Raw genomic sequence first — 18,258 nt, forward strand, 5'->3', positions numbered from 1 at the left:
GCCGCAGGCTGAGCCTCGCGCGCTACCCGAGGTCGACGAGCCGGTCCACGCCCGCGATCTCGAGGACCGCGAGCGGCGCGCCCGACGCGCCACGCAGCCGCAGCCGCTCGGGGCGCAGGTACGGCGCGATCCCGACGACGAGACCGAGCACCGCGGAGTCGATGAACGTCGCCTCGGACAGGTCGATCTCCCGCACGCCCCGGCCCGCGAGCATCCGACCGACGCCCGCCTGGTCGACGCCGTGCCGGATGCAGAACCGGTCCACGGTGGAGAAGTCCACGTCGCCCGACACCCGCAGGATCGCCGGCACGCCCGGCTCCAGGTCGATCCGGCCCGGTGGCCGGGGTCGCACGCTCATGAGGTCCTCCGCGGTCCACGGGCTGCCTCCTCGCAGCCTCTGCCGGTAGCCACGTCCGGCACCGGGCGCCGGTGTGCGCGGGCCCCCCGCATCGGGCGGGAGGTCCCAGGGAAACCGTCACACGCCACGGCCCCGCGCGCATCCCCGCGCCGGCCCTGGCCCGCCTAGCCGGCGAGCGGGCGGAGCTGGACCGCGAGGACCGCGATGTCGTCGTCCGGCGGGCCCGCCGTCATACGGCCCAGCAGGTCGTCGACGAGCCGCTCGAGGTCGAGCGCCCCCGCCGGTCCGGACGTGCGCGCGAGCGACACCAGGCGCGTGACCTCGTCGACGAGCCGCGTGAGCCCCCGGCGCAGGTGCTCGCCTCGGCGCTCGACGAGCCCGTCGGTGTACAGCAGCAGGGTCGTGCCTCGGGGCACGCTCGTCGTCCGGTCGGTCCGCGTCGTGCCGGGATCCAGCCCCAGGACGAGCTCGGCGCGCTCGGCCTCGAGCAGGGACACCGAGCCGTCGGGGCGCACGAGGATCGGCGGCAGGTGGCCGGCGTTGGTCCACCGCACCGTGGTGAGCCCGGGGTCCTCGTCGGACGTCTCGAACCGGGCGACGACCGCGGTGGCCATGGCGTCGATACGCAGCGCCGAACTCGCCGACTCCAGCGCGGTGAGCACCTCGGCAGGGGTGCCGCTCGTGGTGTGCGCGATGCCTCGCAGCAGCGTGCGCAGCTGGCTCATGGCCGCAGCGGCGGGAGTGTCGTGACCCATGACGTCGCCGATCGCGACGACCGTGTGCCCCGAGGGCTGCACGAACGCGTCGTACCAGTCCCCGCCGACCTGCGCGGCCTCCGCCGCGGCGACGTAGCGCACGACGACGTCGAGGTCCTCGCTCTGCGCGGGCGCGGACAGCAGCGAGCGTTGCAGCGCGACCGCGATCTCCCGCTGACGCTCGTACAGGCGCGCGTTCTCGAGCGCGAGACCGGCCCGGTCCGCGAGCTGGACGAGCAGCGCGAGGTCCTCGGTGCCGAGGTCGGGCCAGCCTTCGTCGAGGAAGATCGTGATCGCACCCACGGTCCGCCCGCGGGAGCGCATCGGGACCGCGTACGCGGTGCGCGGGGCGAGGTCGCGCAGCACGTCACGCGCGCCGCCCGTCAGCACGCGGGTGATGGACTCGGTCGCGTCCGGCACGACGACGGGCTCGCCCGTGCGCAGCGTGCGGAACAGGTAGGCGTCGGGCGCCAGGGAGTCGATGCGCAGCGACGCGTACCGCGTGACCGTGGCGCGGCGCGTCGGGTCCTCGTGCCACGCGGCGATGTCGCGCAGGTGCCGCTGGTCCTCGGACATCGTCACGAGGCACCAGGACCCGAACGTCGGCACGAGGTGCCGCGCCAGGCGGCGGACCGCCTCCTCGGTCTCGAGCGTCGAGCTGAGGTGGTCGCCGACCTCCGACAGCAGCGCGAGGCGTCGCGACGACGCCTGCTCGAGCTCGCGTGCCGCGCGCGCCTCGTCGAGCGCGTGCCGCCGCTCGGAGATGTCGTCGAAGTACACCGACAGCCCGTCGGGGCCGGGCCACGCCCGGACCTCGTACCAGAGGTCGGGGTCGCGCGACGAGCGGACCTCGAACATGCGCGGGTGGCCGTCCCGCACCGCCCCGCGGTAGCTGTCCTCGACCTCGGTCCCGACGACGAACGGGAACAGCTCCCACAGGGTGCCGCCGACCAGCTCGTCGCGCGGGAACCCGAGCATGCGCTCGCCGGAGGAGTTGACGTACCGGAACCGCCACTCGTCGTCGAGCAGGAAGAACGCGCCCGGCATGGTCTCGAGCACGCGGTCCATGCGTGCCTCGGCGTCGCGCTCGCTCGTCGTGTCGTACGCCGCCCCGAGCAGTCGCGTCGCCCGCCCGTCGGGGCCCGCGAGCGCGACGCCGCGTGCCTTGACCCAACGCACCGCGCCGTCGCCGCGCAGCACGCGGTACTCGGCCTCGTACTGCCCGCAGGTCTCCAGCGCCGCCTCGAGCGCCTCGGCGACGCGCGCGTGGTCGTCGGCGACGACGTGCTCGTAGAACGCCTCGATCGCGCCGCTGAACTGCGCGCGGTCCAGGCCGAACACGGCCAGGAGCTGGTCGTCCCAGTCGAGCCGGCCCGTGCGCAGGTCCCAGTCGAAGCTGCCGACCCCGCCGGCGGTCACCGCGAGCTGCCACCGCAGGCGGTCGGCCTCGTACTGCTGGGTGAGAGCCGCGAGCGCCCGCTCGACCTGGGCTCCTCGGCCGACGGCCCCGATGCTGCCGGTCACGTCGTCGGATGCGGCCGGTTCGGAGCCGACCAGGTCGGGGTCGAGCCTGTCCGTCATCGCGAGCCTTCCGCCGACGTGCGCCGTCGCGGGCAGGATACGGCTGACCGCCCCGCCTTCGCGGAAAGCGTCGCAGGCCACCTCGCACGCGGCCCGAAAGTGGGCCGCCTCCCCGACCGTACGGGGCCGCTGCCCGAGGAGCAAGCGACGAGCGTGCCCGCCGAGATGCGCCGGGCACCGGGCGCCTCGATAGTGGGACCTCCACCGACGCCCGGGAGCCGCCGATCGTCGTCGTCGCGTCGTCCGTCGGCGCGTACGCGGGCGTGGTCGACGACGAGTGCGCGCACGCCGCGTCGTCCACCTGCCCGCCCGGGCCGTGCGCGCCGCGCAGGCCGCCGCCTGGCGCGCTCGGCTCGTCGCGGTCGGCCCGGGCTGGCTCGACATGGCGCTCGAGGCGCCGCTGCTCGACACCGGCCGCGCGAGGGCCGAGCTCGGCTGGCGGCCCGTGCACCAGCCCGCCGCGACGCTCGCGGAGCTGCTCGACGGGCTCGCGAGCGGCACGGGGACGCCCAGCCCGCCGCTGCACGCGCGCCGGTCGCTGCTCGCACACCGCTGAGGCGGGCGCGCGCTCGTCGGACCGTCAGGCCTGAGCGAGCTCGAAGAACGGCGGTGCGTCGGTGAGCTGCGCCGGGCGGACGAACGCGAGGCCGCCACGGTCGAACGCGTCGAACCACTCGCCCCACGTCGCGGGGACCGCGCCGTGACCGCTCGGCCCGCTCGGGAAGATCACCGCCGGGACCGGCGGCTCGTGGCGCCCCAGCGGCGGGACCAGCGCGGGCCGCCCGCCCTGCGCCTCGACCCACGTTCGGATCTCGGCGTGGTCGGTCGTCGTGCGCTTCGCCGCGTCCATGGGGACGCCCTCGAACGTCTCCGCTGTCGGCTCGTGGGAGGGGGTGCGGCGCACGCCCGTAGCGACCCGGGCGACGGTCCTGCCCAGCGGGTCGTCGTGCGGTGCACCGCGGACGAGGGCCAGGTGGCCGCCGAGGTAGCCCCCGACCCCGAGGAACGTGCCACCCGCGAGACCGGCGAGGACCCCCGCGGCACGCCGCCCGCGGCGGCGCAGCACCCATGACGTCGTGTAGCACGCGAGCGCGGCGAGGTTCGCGACGCCGTGCACCACGCCGACGCGCCGCACCGCCGGGTCGCTGCGCTCGCTCGTGCCCCAGTCCGCGAGCCCGGTGAGCGCCGTCGGTGCCGCGGCGAGCACCCCCAGGCCGACGAGACGGTCCGCGGCGCGGCGGCCCGCGACGGGCGCGAGCAGGTCGAGCGTGCTCGCCGAGACCCACAGCCCGATCGGGACGTCGGTGAGCGGCGGGTGCGCGGCGTGCCCGGCGGGGACGCCGCGCAGCACGTCGGACAGCGCACGCGGCCGCAGCACCGCGCGCGCGACGGCCCGCACGAGCACCGCGGGTCCGTCGAGCGCCGACGACTCCTCGACCTTCGTCACGGCGCCGCGCGCCGCCCGCCCGGAGCGGTGCAGCACCTCGTCGCCGTCACCCATGGGCACCTCCTCGCCGTCGGCCTCCGCCCATCCTGCGGGGTGCCACCGGCGTCCGCACCTGCAGGGCGGGTCAGCCCTCGATGCCGGTCGACCCGTGGGACTCCGCCGCGGGCTCGGACTCGGGCGACCCGCGTTCGCGCAGGTGGATCGACAGCACGGCAGGAACTCCGACTGCCCGTTCTCGGAGACGTCGGCCGCGGACGACGACGCGCCCGGCTCGAGGTGCGCCCGCGGCCGGGGCGTCCTATGGTCGGACTGCCGACCGGTCGAGGCGTCATGTCCCGACCGGCCGCTCGCAGGTCCGGGCACGCGACGAGGCGTGCGGGGGCAGGACGCGAAGGGGTGAACGAGCATGCGTGTCGTCCGCGCGGCCGACACCTAGGGCCGCGGCGCCAGGCCGTGACGTGAGTCGCGGCGACCTGAGACCCGCGTCGCGAGCGAGAGGCGAGAGCCCCGCCCAGCCGCCCCGGACGCCCTGTGCGGGCGAGCGAGCCGGCCGCGAGCGGGTCTCTTCCTGTGTGCCGACGACTGCGCCCCGAGCGACGACGAACGCTCGACGTGCCGTTCGCGAGGACGTCTGCCTAGCGTGGAGAGACCCCCACCGACCCCCGAGGGAGCCACGATGAGCGACGAGAACGCCGTCCGACCCGCCCAGCAGCAGGAGCCCCCGGGCCTGACCGGACCCATGGAGCCTCAGCCCGACCACGGCGAGCACAGCTACACGGGGCACGGGCTGCTCACCGGCCGACGCGCGCTCGTCACGGGCGGCGACTCCGGGATCGGCCGGGCGGTGGCGATCGCCTTCGCGCGCGAGGGGGCCGACGTCGCGATCGGGTACCTGGAGGAGGAGCGCGAGGACGCCGAGGAGACCGCGCGCTGGGTGCGCGAGGCGGGGCGCACGTGCGTGCTCGCGCCGGGCGACCTGCGCGACGAGCAGACCGCGCGCGGCGTCGTGCGGACCGCCGTCGACGGGCTCGGCGGGCTCGACGTGCTGGTCAACAACGCGGGCTACCAGATGGCGCGCCGCGAGTCGTTCGACGACGTGACGACGGACGACCTGGACCGGGTCATGAAGACCAACCTGTACGCGCTGTTCTGGGTCACGCAGGAGGCGCTCGCGCACCTGGGCGAGGGCTCCGCGATCGTCAACTGCGCGTCGATCCAGGCGTACCAGCCGTCGCAGTCGCTCGTGGACTACGCCTCGACGAAGGCCGCGATCAACAACATCACCGTGAACCTGGCCGCCGAGCTCGGCGAGCGCGGCATCCGCGTCAACGCCGTGGCGCCGGGCCCGATCTGGACGCCGCTGCAGCCCGCGACGCAGCCGCCCGAGAAGGTCGAGGTGTTCGGTCAGGACACGCCGCTCGGCCGCGCCGGTGAGCCCGCCGAGGTCGCGCACGCGTTCGTGTTCCTCGCGTCGTCGACGACGGCGTCGTACGTGTCGGGGACGGTGCTCGGCGTCACGGGCGGCAAGCCGGTGTTCTGACGGGCGCACCCGGGCGGCGCCGCCGCTCGCCGTGCGGGCCGCCCGGGACGGGTCCACGATCGCTGGATGACCACGCGCCGCTCCCCCGGGCGCGCCGCCGCAGCGCTCGCGTGCTCGCTGCTCGTCGGCGGCTGCGCGTACGGTCCCTCGTCGGCCGACACCTCCGCGGTGCTCACGATGACCGCCGCGCTCGACGAGGCGACGTCGGCCGTCGAGGTCGGCCTGCTCGTCGTCGACCTCGTCGCACGGGACCGCACGACGACGCCCGTCGCGGACGGCACGCTGCGCGACGCGCTCGAGGAGGTCGGCTCCGCGCACCGTTCGCTGGCCGACGCGCTGCCCCCGCTCGACCGGCAGGACTCCCGCGCCCGCGCCCTCGACGCCGTCGCGTCCGCGACGACCGCGCTCGCCACGGCACGCGCGTGGGTCGACGACCTGTCGGCGGGCTCGGCACGGGACGTGGCGGCCGCGCTCACCGACGCCGGCGACGCGATCGACGCCGTCACCACCGACCTCGAGGCGGGCGCGTGAAGAAGTTCCTCGCGGTCGCGCTCGGGATCCTCACCGCCATCGGCGGCTTCGTCGACATCGGGGACCTCGTGACCAACGCCGTGGTCGGCGCGCGGTTCGGGATGTCGCTGGTGTGGGTCGTGCTCGTCGGGGTCGTCGGCATCTGCCTGTTCGCGCAGATGTCCGGGCGGGTCGCCGCGGTGAGCGGGCGCGCGACGTTCGAGATCATCCGCGAGCGCCTCGGCCCGCGCGTGAGCGGCGCGAACCTCGTCGCGTCGTTCCTCGTCACGATGCTCACGCTCACCGCGGAGATCGGCGGCATCGCGCTCGCACTCGAGCTCGCGAGCAGCGTCGAACGGCGGCTGTGGATCCCGTTCGCCGGCCTCGCCGTGTGGCTCGTGCTGTGGCGCGTGAAGTTCTCGGTGCTGGAGAACGTCGCCGGACTCCTCGGGCTCACGCTCGTCGTGTTCGCGGTCGCGCTGTTCCAGCTCGGCCCCGACTGGGGCGAGCTCGTCGAGCAGGCGACGCGGCCCCAGGTACCCGCCGGCGAGCCGGTCCCGACGTACTGGTACTACGCGGTGGCGCTGTTCGGGGCCGCGATGACGCCCTACGAGGTGTTCTTCTTCTCCTCCGGCGCGCGCGAGGAGAGGTGGACCGTCAAGGACCTGTCCGTCTCGCGCGCGAACGTGCTGATCGGGTTCCCGCTCGGCGGGCTCCTGTCCGTCGCGATCGCCGGGTGTGCGGCCGTCGTCCTGCTCCCCCGCGGCATCGACGTCTCCACGCTGTCCGAGATCACGCTGCCCGTCGCGCTCGCGGGCGGCAAGCTGCTGCTCGCGCTCGCGATCCTCGGGATCGTCGCCGCGACGTTCGGCGCCGCGCTCGAGACCGCGCTGTCCACCGGCTACACGCTCGCGCAGTTCTTCGGCTGGTCGTGGGGCAAGTACCACCGGCCCGCGCAGGCCGCGCGGTTCCACACGGCGATGATCGTCGCGGTGCTCGTCGGGACCCTCGTGCTCCTGACGAACGTCGACCCGGTCGCCGTCACCGAGTACTCCGTGGTGTTCTCCGCGGTCGCGCTGCCGCTGACGTACCTGCCGATCCTCGTCGTCGCGAACGACCGCGAGTACATGGGTGAGCACGTCAACGGGCGCGCGACGAACGCGCTCGGACTGGTCTACCTGGTCGTCATCCTCGTCGCGTCGCTCGCGGCGATCCCCCTGATGATCGCGACGGGAGCCGGCGGATGAGCCCACGCCTGCGACGCGGTGAGCGTCCCTTCCCGACCGACGAGCACCTGCCCGAGCCGCCGCGGCCCGCGGGACTCGTGCTCGACGCGCGGCTGCACCTGCTGGACCGGCAGGTCGACGACGTGCACGGCGACCCCGTCGCGACGGTCGACGACGTCGAGCTGGCCGAGCGCGAGGGGCTCGTCGTGGTCACGGACCTGCTGTCCGGCCCCGTGCTCGTGACGCGCATCTTCGGCGGGCGCCCGCCGCGCAGCCGGTGGCACCGCATCGCGTGGCGGCACGTCACCGACGTCGACGTGGTCGTGCGCCTGGGCGTGCGCGGCGAGGAGCTCGACGTGCTGTGGGTCGAGCGGTGGCTGCGCGAGCACGTGATCGGGCGCATCCCGGGAGGTCGCCATGCTCCTGAGTGACCTGCTGGACGCACGGGTGGTCGACGACGCCGGGCGTCCGCTCGGCTTCGTCGTCGACGTGCGGCTGGTGCTCGACGGACCGCCGGACGGCGCGCTCGCGGCCCCGCGCCTGCACGGGCTGCTCGTCTCGCCGCGCACGGGCACGTCGTTCCTCGGCTACGAGCGCACGGACGCGACCGCGCCCGCGGTGCTCGCCGGCTGGTTGCGCCGGCGGCACCGCGGCACGTTCCTCGTGCTGTGGGAGGACGTGCTGTCGGAGGACGTGCTGCGGGAGGACGTCGCCGAGCACGGCAGCGACGACGACGAGCGACCCGTCGTGCTGCGTGCGGGCTACCGCCGCTGGGACCCGGCGCTGCCGGCCCGCCGCGGAGCCTGAACCGTCAGTGCTCGGCGGGCTCGACCGGGGCACCGCCGGGCACGCCCGGGTGACGACGCTCGAGCTTGGCGCCCTCGACGTCCACGTCCGGCATGACGCGGTCGATCCAGCTCGGCAGCCACCACGCCTTGTCGCCGGCCAGGTGCAGCACCGCGGGCATGATCAGCAGGCGCACGACGAACGCGTCGAGCAGCACGCCGAAGGCCAGGGCGAACCCGAGCGGCCGGACGAACGACAGGTGGGAGAACACGAACCCGCCGAACACGGAGATCATGATGATCGCCGCGGCCGTGACCACCGCCCGGCCCGCGTGCAGGCCCTCCATGACCGCGCGCCGCGCGGGCACACCGTGCGCGTACGCCTCGCGCATGCCCGAGGTCAGGAACAGCTGGTAGTCCATCGCGAGGCCGAACAGGATGCCGACCAGCAGCGTGGGCAGGAAGCTCAGCACCGGTCCGGGGTTCGACACGCCGAACGCGTCGGACAGCCAGCCCCACTGGTAGACGGCCGTGACGCCACCCATCGACGCGAACAGCGACAGGACGAACCCGCCGGTCGCGACGACCGGGACGAGGAACGAGCGGAACACCGCGACGAGGATGAAGATCGACAGGCCGATGACGACCGCGAGGTAGACCGGCAGGGCGTCCGCGAGCTTCTCGGAGATGTCGATGTCCGCGCTCGCGCTCCCGGCGACCTGGAACGTGCCGGTGCCGCCGTCGACCTCGAGCGCGCGCAGCGCGTGCACGAGCTCCTCGGTCGACTCGCTGCTCGGCCCCTCGGCCGGGACCACCTGGAACACGAGCACCGTGCGCTCGTCGTCGGTGCCGATCGGCGCGACGGCGACCACGTCCTCGTCGGCCATGAGCTGCGCCCCCACGCGCGCCTGCACCGAGGGGAGCTCGTCCTCGGTGACCGCCTCGGGAAGGTCGGCGACGACGACGAGCGGGCCGTTGACACCCGCGCCGAACGCGTCGGACACCGCGGTGTACGCCCGGTACTGGGTCGACTCGGTGGGCTCGTTCGCGCCCGTGGGCAGGCCGAGACGCATCGACAGCGCGGGCAGCGCGACGACGACGAGCACGCCGACGCCCGCGACGATCGACAGCCACGCGCGGCCGTTGCCCATCGGCTGCGCGATCTCGTGCGCGTCGGGCCGCACCTCGTCGCGGTGCTTCTTCGGCAGGATGCGGCGGCCCAGCAGGCCGAGCATCGCCGGGGTGAGCGTGACCGCGACGAGGACGGCGACGAGGATGCTCGCGGCCGCGACCGTACCCATGAGGCCGAGGAAGTCGATGCCCGTGAGGTTCAGGCCGAGCAGCGCGATGAGCACCGTGGTCCCGGCGAACACCACGGCGTTGCCGGACGTGCCGTTGGCGAGCCCGATCGACTCGCGCACGTCCATGCCGATCCGCAGCTGCCGGCGGTGCCGGTTGAGGATGAACAGCGTGTAGTCGATGCCGACCGCGAGGCCGAGCATCGCGCCCAGGACGGGCGTCACGGACGTCATCTCGACCGCGCCGGAGAACGCCATCGCGCCGGCCGCCGCGACGCCCACGCCGACGAGCGCGTTGAGCAGCGGCAGGCCCGCGGCGACGAGCGTGCCGAGCATGACGACGAGCACGATGCCCGCGACGAGCACGCCGAGCGCCTCCGCGGCGCCGCCGAGCTGGATCGAGCCCTGCGCGATCTCGGTGGAGAAGTCCGCCTCGACGCCCTGCGGCAGGCCGTCCTCGACGATGTCGACGACCGCCTCCTTGGTCTCGTCGGGGACCTCGTGCTGCGGCAGCGCGAACGCGACGGTGCCGACCGCGGTCGAGCCGTCGGTCGAGACCATCCGGATCTCGGCGGCCATGTCGAGCAGGGCCTGCGCGTCCGCGAGCCGCGGGGCGGTCGCCTCGAGCTCGGCCTGGCCCGCCTCGAGCTGGGCGCGCTGCTCGTCGACCGTGGCCTGCTGCGCGTCGAGCGCCGCCTTCTGGGCGTCGAGCTCGGCCTGCGCGGCCTGCGTCTGGGGGTTCTCGCCGACCTGCGCGACGGTCGCATCGAGCTCGGCCTGCGCGGCGTCGAGCTGCGCGCGGCCCGCGTCGAGCTGCGCCTGGCCGTCGTCGAGCTGCTGCCGGCCCGCGTCGAGCTCCGCCTGACCGGCGGCGAGCTGGTCCTGGCCCTCGGTGACCTGCTGGGCGGCCTCGGCGCGCTCGGCCTCGGTCGCGAACGGGTCGACGACCTGCACGACACCGTCGACCTCGCCGGCCTTCGCGAGCGCGGCGCCGATCGCCTGCTGCTGCTCGTCGGTCATCGCCGACCCGTCGCTCGTCGTGTAGACGACGCGGCCCGTCCCACCGCTCGCCGAGGGCAGCTCCTTCGCGAGCCGGTCGGTGACCTCGGCGGTCGGGGTGCCGGGGATCGAGATCGCCTCGGTCAGCGTCCCGCCGAACGTGAGGAACGCGCCGACCGCGAGCGCAAGCGCGGCGACCCACGCGCCGACGACGAGCCAGGCGCGGCGCGCCGCGAACATGCCGATCCGGTAGAGCAGCTCTGCCATGAGAAGGGGTGTCCTCCCGCCGGCTCGGCCGGCTGGTCGTCGCGTGCGGCGTCTGCGCCTGCACGTCTTTCCAGGTCGGCATCGTAGGCACACAAGTTGATGCGGGTCATCCGCTTGGCTCCCCGTTGCGCGTGTGAAGTTGATCTCACGTATCCGCTTGCGGGCTACCCTGTCCGGATGGACGAGCGGCAGGAGACCCCGAACGGCGCCGCGCACCGGGCTCCCCTGCGCCGCGACGCCGAGCGCAACCGTGAGCGCATCATCGCCGCGGCCTGCCAGCTCTACGCCGAGCACGGCCTCGGCGTCGGGTTCAACGAGGTCGCGCACCGCGCGGGCGTCGGCGTCGGCACCGTCTACCGCCGGTTCGCCGACCGCCGCGAGCTGCTCCAGGCCGCGCTCGCCGAGCCGCTGCAGGAGCTCTACGCGGTCGCGCGCGCGGCCGCCGCGACGCCCCGCGCCTGGGACGGCCTGACGCTGCTCGTCACGGGCGTCACCGACCTGCTGGTCGAGAACATCGGCCTGCGCGACGCCGCGCTCGGCGGCTACGAGGACCTCGTCCCGCAGGTCACCGGAGGCATCCCCGAGCTCCTCGACGGCCTGTTCGAGCGTGCGCGCGAGCAGGGCGACGTGCGCGAGGGCGTCGACGGGCACGACGTCCTCGTGATGCTCTGGATGGTCACCGAGCTCGCCAAGCACGCGGCCGACGTCCGGCCCGACGCGTACCGGCGCTACACGACCGCGCTGCTGGACGGCCTGCGCGCCTCGTCGAGCCGCGCGCCGCTGCCCGACCCTCTGCACGACGACGAGGTCGCCGCGATCTCCCGCCGGTGGGCGGACGCCTCGAGCCGCGCCCGGACACCCTGACAGGCCCGTCGGGGGAAAACCCCCGACGTGCAGGGTCCCCCCCTGCGAGGATGCCCCGCGTGCTGCTCACGCTGACGACCACCCGACCGGACGCCGCCACACCGGCGTCCGACCTCGGCTACCTGCTGCACAAGCACCCCGCGCGCGTGCAGACGTTCGACGGCGGCGCGGTGCACGTGCTGTACCCCGAGTCCGACGACGAGCGCTGCACCGTCGCGCTCGTGCTCGAGCTCGACCCCGTCGCGCTGGTGCGCGGCACGGGCGGGCACGAGCCGTTCGTGCTCGCCCAGTACGTCAACGACCGCCCCTACACGGCGTCGTCGCAGCTCGTCGTCGCGATGGGGCGCACGTTCCGCTCCGCGCTCGCCGGCCGGTGCGACACGCGTCCCGACCTCGTCGACCGACGGTGGCCGCTCGAGGTCCACGTGCCCGTGGTCGGCTGCACCGGTGGTCCCGCGACCGCGCACCGCCTGCTCGCCCCGCTCGGCTGGGACGTCCAGGCGACGCCCCTCCCGCTCGACCCGCAGGTCCCCGCCTGGGGCGACTCGCGGTACGTCGACCTGCGCCTGCGGGGGACGCACCGCCTCGCGGACGCCCTGCGCCACCTGTACGTCCTGCTGCCCGCGCTCGACGGGTCGAAGCACTACTGGGTCGACGAGGGCGAGGTCGACAAGCTGCTGCGCGCCGGGGGCGACTGGCTCGCGGCGCACCCCGCGCGCGACGAGATCGCCCGCCGCTACCTGGCCCGCAGCCGCGCGCTGGCGGCGTCCGCGCTCGATCGGCTCACCGAGGCCGACGGTCCGGTCGCGGGCGACGACGAGCCCGACGAGGAGGCGACGTCGCCCGTGCCGGACCGGGACGTGCCGCTCGTCCAGCAGCGGCACGAGGCGGTGCTGGCGGCGCTGCGGGAGTCGGGCGCACGCACCGTCGTCGACCTCGGGTGCGGCGAGGGCGCGCTCGTCGGACGACTGCTCGCCGAGGGCTACGAACGCGTGCTCGGGACGGATGTGTCGCTGCGCGCGCTGGCGGCCGCGCGCCGCCGCCTGCACCTCGACACCCTGCCCGAGCGGGCCCGCTCGCGCGTCGAGCTCGTGCAGTCCTCGGTCACCTCCAGCGACGCGCGGGTCGCAGGGTTCGACGCCGCCGTGCTCATGGAGGTCGTCGAGCACCTCGACCTCGCGCGGCTCGGCGCGATGGAGCGTGCCGTCCTCGGCATCGCGCGGCCGCGCACGCTCGTCGTGACGACGCCGAACGCCGAGCACAACGTGCGGTACCCCAGGCTCGCGGCGGGCGCGCTGCGTCACCACGACCACCGCTTCGAGTGGACGCGCGCGCAGTTCCGCGCGTGGGCGCAGCAGGCGGCGGCCGCGCACGGGTACACCGTGTCGTTCGCGCCCGTGGGGCCCGACGACCCCGACGTCGGACCGCCGACCCAGCTCGCGGTGCTCCGCGGGCGGGACGAGGCAGGCCCGTCGAGCACCACCTCGAGCACCACGACCGGCACGGAGGCAGACCGCTGATGACCACGCTCGACGTCCCCGCGCTCTCCCTCGTCGTGCTCGTCGGCGCGTCCGGGTCGGGCAAGTCGACGTTCGCCGCGCGGCACTTCGGGCCGTTCGAGACGCTCTCGTCGGACTGGTGCCGCGGCGTGGTCTCGAACGACCCGGACGACCAGTCCGCGACGGCCGCCGCGTTCGACCTCCTGCACCACGCGGCAGGTCTGCGGCTGCGCGCCGGCCTGCTCACGGTGGTCGACGCGACGAACGTCCAGCCGCACGCGCGTCGCTCGCTCGTCGAGCTGGCCCGAGCGCACGACGTGCTGCCCGTCGCGATCGTCCTCGACCCCCCGCACGAGGTGTGCGTTGAGCGCAACGCGGCCCGCACGGACCGGTCGGTCCCGGAGCGAGTCGTCACGCGCCACCGGGACCAGCTCCGGCGTTCGCTGCGCGGCCTGAGCCGCGAGGGCTTCCGCACCGTGCACGTGCTGCGCGGGGTCGAGGAGATCGACGCCGCGACGGTCGTGCGCTGCCCGCTGCGCAGCGACCGCCGGGGTGAGACGGGTCCGTTCGACGTGATCGGCGACGTGCACGGCTGCCGCAGCGAGCTCGAGACGCTGCTCGGCCGGCTCGGCTACCGGCTCGTCCTGGACGACCGGGCGCGACCGGTGGACGCGGTGCACCCCGAGGGGCGGCGCGCGCTGTTCCTCGGGGACCTGGTGGACCGCGGCCCGGACTCCGCGGGCGTGCTGCGCCTCGTCATGGGCATGGTCGCGGCGGGGCACGCCCTGGCCGTGCCGGGCAACCACGAGGCCAAGCTCGTGCGCGCGCTCGACGGGCGCCCGGTGCAGACCGCGCACGGGCTGGCCGGCACGCTCGCGCAGCTCACGGCCGAGCCGGAGGAGTTCCGCCGCCAGGTGCGGGACTTCTGCGACGGGCTCGTCGCGCACCTCGTGCTCGACGAGGGCCGGCTCGTCGTCGCGCACGCAGGTCTCAAGGAGGAGCTCCACAACCGGGCGTCGGGCCGGGTGCGCGCGTTCGCGCTGTACGGCGACACGACCGGCGAGAGCGACGAGTACGGGCTGCCGGTCCGCCTGCCCTGGGCGCAGGACTACCGCGGCACCGCGACGGTGCTGTACGGCCACACCCCGACGGCCGACGCGGTCTGGGTGAACAACACGATGTGCCTCGACACGGGTTGCGTGTTCGGGGGCCGGCTCAGCGCGCTGCGCTACCCGGAGAAGGAGGTCGTCCAGGTACCGGCCGAACAGGTGTGGTGCGAGCCGGCGCGTCCGTTCCTCGTGGCCGGCCCGGCTGCGGAGGCGACCCGCGACCCCGACGTGCTGGACGTGTCCGACGTCCTCGGCAGGCGTGTCGTCGAGACCGCTCTCGCCGGTCGCGTGACCGTCGGCGAGGAGAACGCCGCCGCGGCGTTCGAGGTGATGAGCCGGTTCGCCGTCGACCCGCGCCACCTGCTGTACCTGCCGCCGACGATGTCGCCCTGCGCGACCGCGCCCGAGGGCAGCGACCTCCTCGAGCACCCCGCGCAGGCGTTCGCGCAGTACGCGTCCGACGGCGTCGACCGCGTGGTGTGCGAGGAGAAGCACATGGGCTCGCGCGCGGTGGTGCTCGTGTGCCGGACGGCCGAGGCGGCGGGCGGTCGGTTCCGCCTGCCCTCCGGCCGCACGGGCGTCGTGCACACGCGCACGGGGCGCCCGTTCTTCGACGACGGCCGCACCGAGGAGCTGCTCGACGTCGTCCGCAGCGCGGCCGACGAGGCCGGCGTCTGGGCATCGCTGGGCACCCTGCTCCCCGGCGACGACCCGGGGCCCGCCGACTGGCTCCTGCTCGACGCCGAGCTCCTCCCCTGGTCGCTCAAGGCGGGCGACCTGCTGCGTGAGCAGTACGCCGCGGTCGGGGCGGCCGCGCGCGCCTCGACGCGTGCCACGGTCGAGGCCCTGACCGCGGCCGCCGCGCGCGGGCTCGACGTGTCCGAGCTGCTGGCACGCACCGCACGGCGCGCTGCTGACGCGGACGCGTTCACCGCCGCGTACCGCCCGTACGTCTGGGAGACCGACGGCCTGCGCGGCGTGCGCCTCGCACCGTTCCAGGTGCTGGCCGCGGGCCGCACCGCGGGCGGCGCGACGTTCGAGCAGCGCGACCACCTGTGGCACCTCGGCGTCGCGGACGCGCTCGTCGCGGCGGACGCTCGCGACGTGCTGCTGACCACGCGCCGGCTCGTCGTCGACCCCGCGGACCCCGACGGCGTCGCGGCCGGGACGCGGTGGTGGACGGAGCTGACCGCGGCGGGCGGCGAGGGCATGGTCGTCAAGCCGCTCGCCAACCTCGTACGCGGCAGGCGGGGCGTGGTGCAGCCGGGCATCAAGGTGCGTGGCCGCGAGTACCTGCGGATCATCTACGGCCCGGAGTACCCGGCGCCCGCGAACCTCGAGCGGCTGCGGTCGCGCAACCTGGGCCGCAAGCGTGCGCTCGCGCTGCGCGAGTACGCGCTCGGCGTCGAGGCGCTGCACCGCGTCGTCGCCGACGAGCCGCTGTGGCGCGTGCACGAGGCGGTCTTCGCGGTCCTCGCCCTGGAGTCGGAGCCGGTCGACCCGCGGTTGTGACGGTCCGCCCCGAGCCGGGCGGTCGTGCGTTCGCAGGTCAGGAGGCGCAGGTCAGGAGGGTGCCGGGCCGGAGGACTCGCGGACGACGAGGTGGGTGGGCAGCTCGACGGGGGCCCCGACACGCGGGTGGACCGGGTCGAGCGACGCGAGCAGGAGCTCAGCGGCGTGGTGGCCGGCCTTCTCGAGCGGGGCGCGGACGGTGGTGAGCGAGGGGCGCACGAGGTCGGCGCCGAACACGTCGTCGCAGCCGATGACGCTCACCTCGTCGGGCACGCGCACGCCGCGGTCCTCGAGGCGCTCGAGCACGCCGAACGCGAGCAGGTCGTTGAACGCGAGCACGGCGGTGGCACCGGACCGGACGACGGCGTCGGCGGCCGCGGGTCCGGCCTCGCGCTGGGGGGCGTAGGGGCCGAGCGCGACGAGCTCGACGCCGAGCCGCCCGGCGGTGTCGGTGAGCGCGGCGCGGCGCCGCCCGTCGGACCAGGAGGTGCGCGGGCCGCCCGCGTACGCGACGCGCCGGTGGCCGAGCGACGCGAGGTGCTCGAGCGCCTGCACGGCACCGCCGGGGGTGTCGATGACGACGCTCGGGCTGTCCAGCGCGGGGAACGTGCGGTTGAGCGTGACGAGCGGGACGTCGGCCGACCAGCGGACGAGGCTGTCGTCGTCGAGACGCGAGGCGGCGAGGATGACGCCGTCGACGGACCGGCGCAGCGAGCGCAGCGCGCGCTCCTCGGCCTCGACGGACTCCTCGGTATCGACGAGCACGTGGGCATAGCCGCCCTCGCGCAGGCGCGACTGGGTGCCGCGGATGACCCCGAAGAAGAACGGGTTGGTGATGTCGGGGACGACGAGCGCGACGGTCCAGGTGCGCCCGGAGCTGAGCGCGCGTCCGGCGGCGGACGCGGAGTAGCCGAGCTCGCGCGCGGCGTCGAGGACGCGCTGGGCGGTCGCCTCGCTGACGCGGCCGGGCTTGGTGAGCGCGCGTGACGCGGTCGACACGGCCACGCCGCTGCGCTCGGCCACGTCGCGGAGCGTCGCTGCTCGTTCTGCCACCTCGGGTGCCTCCGGACTGCGGGGACGGGGGTCTGCCGCGGCTCATCCTCGCAGCCGTCCGCCCGCCTGGGCAACTGTGCGCAAACGATTGCCAAAGGGTGAAAGGGCTGGTTATGGTCGCGGGGTCACACACGTGCGGCACCGGCGCCGCCGACCGAGGAGAGCCCCGACGTGAGCACGACCCCGCTCGCCGAGCCCATCGCCTGCCCCGAGCCCGCCGAGCGCGACGCGATCGCGCGCGCCGAGGTGCTCGTGACGAGCCCGGACCGCAACTTCGTCACGCTGCGCCTCACGACGGGCGACGGGGTCGTCGGCCTCGGCGACGCGACCCTCAACGGCCGCGAGCTCGCCGTCGCGAGCTACCTCGGCGACCACGTCGTCCCGCTCCTGCTGGGCCGGGACGCCCAGCGCATCGAGGACACGTGGCAGTTCCTCTACCGCTCGGCGTACTGGCGCCGCGGGCCGGTGACGATGGCGGCCATCGCAGCGGTCGACACCGCGCTGTGGGACATCAAGGCGCGCCGCGCCGGCATGCCGCTGTACCAGCTGCTGGGCGGGGCGAGCCGCGGCGGCCTGCTCGCGTACGGCCACGCGTCGGGCCACGACGTGCCCGCGCTCCTGGACTCGGTGCGCCGCCATCTCGACGAGGGCTTCCGCGCCATCCGCGTGCAGACGTCCGTGCCGGGTGTGCGCACGGTGTACGGCGTCGCGAGCCAGCCGACGACGAGCGGCACGCGCTACGACTACGAGCCCGCGCAGCGCGCGATCGTCCCCGCCGAGGAGGACTGGGACACGCGCGCCTACCTGCGTCACATCCCGGGCGTGTTCGAGGCGGTCCGCAACGAGTTCGGCCCGGCGCTGCCGCTGCTGCACGACGGCCACCACCGCATGCGTCCGATCGAGGCCGCGCGGCTCGGCAAGGCGCTCGAGCCGTACGACCTGTTCTGGCTCGAGGACTGCACGCCCGCCGAGAACCAGGAGGCGCTGCGCCTCGTCCGGCAGCACACCACCACGCCGCTCGCGATCGGCGAGGTCTTCAACACGGTCTGGGACTACCAGATGCTCCTGCGCGAGCAGCTCATCGACTACGTGCGCGGCTCCGTGACCCACACCGGCGGCGTCACAGCGCTGCGCAAGATCGCCGACCAGGCCGCGACCTACCAGATCCGCACCGGGTTCCACGGGCCCACGGACATCTCCCCCGTCGGTATGGCCGCAGCCCTGCACCTGGGCCTGGCGATCCACAACTTCGGCATCCAGGAGCTCATGCCGCACTCCGCGCGCACACGCGAGGTGTTCCGCACGTCGTACACGTTCACGGGCGGCTACCTGCACCCGGGCGACGAGCCGGGGCTCGGCGTCGGGTACGACGACGAGGCCGCCGCCGCCCACCCGTACGAGCCGGCCTACCTGCCGTTCACGCGCCTGCACGACGGCACGATCCACGACTGGTGA

The 18,258-nt window shown here is 74.9% G+C and carries 15 protein-coding genes; 10 read left to right on the forward strand and 5 right to left on the reverse strand.

The genetic code is table 11. The annotated features are described in order from the left end of the window. Positions 1-22 precede the first annotated feature (22 nt). Together F1D97_RS15220 and F1D97_RS15225 are read right to left on the reverse strand one after the other, a co-directional pair. Positions 23-358, reverse strand: a complete 336-nt coding sequence (locus F1D97_RS15220) for an STAS domain-containing protein (protein ID WP_236121342.1) — start codon at positions 356-358, stop codon at positions 23-25. A gap of 164 nt (positions 359-522) precedes the next feature. Then, the gene (locus tag F1D97_RS15225) at positions 523-2,694 is read right to left on the reverse strand and encodes a SpoIIE family protein phosphatase (protein ID WP_236121343.1); all 2,172 of its coding nucleotides are present in this window, start codon (positions 2,692-2,694) and stop codon (positions 523-525) included. Between the two features lie 277 nt (positions 2,695-2,971). Between F1D97_RS15225 and F1D97_RS15230 the strand changes: the two genes are divergently transcribed. After that, entirely contained in the window at positions 2,972-3,250 is a 279-nt protein-coding gene (locus F1D97_RS15230) for a Rossmann-fold NAD(P)-binding domain-containing protein (protein ID WP_236121344.1), read from the forward strand. A gap of 24 nt (positions 3,251-3,274) precedes the next feature. Here the strand turns inward: F1D97_RS15230 and F1D97_RS15235 are convergent, their stop codons facing one another. After that, positions 3,275-4,195 (reverse strand): DUF2231 domain-containing protein, encoded by a 921-nt coding sequence (locus F1D97_RS15235; RefSeq protein ID WP_236121345.1) that lies wholly within the window; start codon positions 4,193-4,195, stop codon positions 3,275-3,277. Positions 4,196-4,817: 622 nt separating this feature from the next. Here F1D97_RS15235 and F1D97_RS15240 point away from each other — a divergent pair. The 5 genes from F1D97_RS15240 (at position 4,818) to F1D97_RS15260 (ending at position 8,224) form a co-directional block, all read left to right on the forward strand. Further along, positions 4,818-5,681, forward strand: coding sequence for an SDR family oxidoreductase (locus tag F1D97_RS15240; protein ID WP_236121346.1), 864 nt, complete (start codon positions 4,818-4,820; stop codon positions 5,679-5,681). 66 nt (positions 5,682-5,747) lie between these two features. After that, on the forward strand, positions 5,748-6,212 hold the full coding sequence (locus F1D97_RS15245) for a hypothetical protein (protein WP_236121347.1): 465 nt from the start codon (positions 5,748-5,750) through the stop codon (positions 6,210-6,212). Then, a complete protein-coding gene (locus tag F1D97_RS15250) occupies positions 6,209-7,438 on the forward strand; it encodes an Nramp family divalent metal transporter (RefSeq protein ID WP_236121348.1) in 1,230 nt (409 codons plus the stop codon). Before F1D97_RS15245 ends, F1D97_RS15250 begins: the two co-directional genes overlap by 4 nt. Continuing rightward, positions 7,435-7,848: a hypothetical protein gene (locus tag F1D97_RS15255; RefSeq protein WP_236121349.1), complete on the forward strand. Its 414-nt coding sequence runs from the start codon at positions 7,435-7,437 to the stop codon at positions 7,846-7,848. Before F1D97_RS15250 ends, F1D97_RS15255 begins: the two co-directional genes overlap by 4 nt. Further along, entirely contained in the window at positions 7,835-8,224 is a 390-nt protein-coding gene (locus tag F1D97_RS15260) for a PRC-barrel domain containing protein (RefSeq protein ID WP_236121350.1), read from the forward strand. Before F1D97_RS15255 ends, F1D97_RS15260 begins: the two co-directional genes overlap by 14 nt. Before the next feature lie 4 nt (positions 8,225-8,228). Here F1D97_RS15260 and F1D97_RS15265 read toward each other — a convergent pair whose 3' ends face one another. After that, on the reverse strand, positions 8,229-10,766 hold the full coding sequence (locus F1D97_RS15265; RefSeq protein ID WP_236121351.1) for an MMPL family transporter: 2,538 nt from the start codon (positions 10,764-10,766) through the stop codon (positions 8,229-8,231). Between the two features lie 177 nt (positions 10,767-10,943). On the opposite strand from F1D97_RS15265, the gene F1D97_RS15270 reads away from it, so the two are divergent. Genes F1D97_RS15270 through F1D97_RS15280 form a run of 3 tightly spaced genes read left to right on the forward strand, consistent with a single transcriptional unit; the run spans position 10,944 to position 15,750 of the window. After that, positions 10,944-11,630: a TetR/AcrR family transcriptional regulator gene (locus tag F1D97_RS15270; RefSeq protein ID WP_236121352.1), complete on the forward strand. Its 687-nt coding sequence runs from the start codon at positions 10,944-10,946 to the stop codon at positions 11,628-11,630. A gap of 50 nt (positions 11,631-11,680) precedes the next feature. Continuing rightward, a complete protein-coding gene (locus F1D97_RS15275) occupies positions 11,681-13,150 on the forward strand; it encodes a 3' terminal RNA ribose 2'-O-methyltransferase Hen1 (RefSeq protein WP_396022527.1) in 1,470 nt (489 codons plus the stop codon). Continuing rightward, complete coding sequence (locus tag F1D97_RS15280) at positions 13,150-15,750, forward strand: polynucleotide kinase-phosphatase (protein WP_236121354.1); 2,601 nt, start codon at positions 13,150-13,152, stop codon at positions 15,748-15,750. The genes F1D97_RS15275 and F1D97_RS15280 overlap by 1 nt, the downstream gene beginning before the upstream one ends. Positions 15,751-15,801: 51 nt before the next feature. Here the strand turns inward: F1D97_RS15280 and F1D97_RS15285 are convergent, their stop codons facing one another. Then, positions 15,802-16,773 (reverse strand): LacI family DNA-binding transcriptional regulator, encoded by a 972-nt coding sequence (locus F1D97_RS15285; RefSeq protein ID WP_236121355.1) that lies wholly within the window; start codon positions 16,771-16,773, stop codon positions 15,802-15,804. A gap of 201 nt (positions 16,774-16,974) precedes the next feature. Here F1D97_RS15285 and manD point away from each other — a divergent pair, with 201 nt between their 5' ends. Continuing rightward, the gene (manD, locus tag F1D97_RS15290) at positions 16,975-18,258 is read left to right on the forward strand and encodes a D-mannonate dehydratase ManD (protein WP_396022528.1); all 1,284 of its coding nucleotides are present in this window, start codon (positions 16,975-16,977) and stop codon (positions 18,256-18,258) included.

Origin of the sequence: Cellulomonas palmilytica (assembly GCF_021590045.1) — a bacterium.
Classification (GTDB): Bacteria; Actinomycetota; Actinomycetes; order Actinomycetales; family Cellulomonadaceae; genus Cellulomonas; species Cellulomonas palmilytica.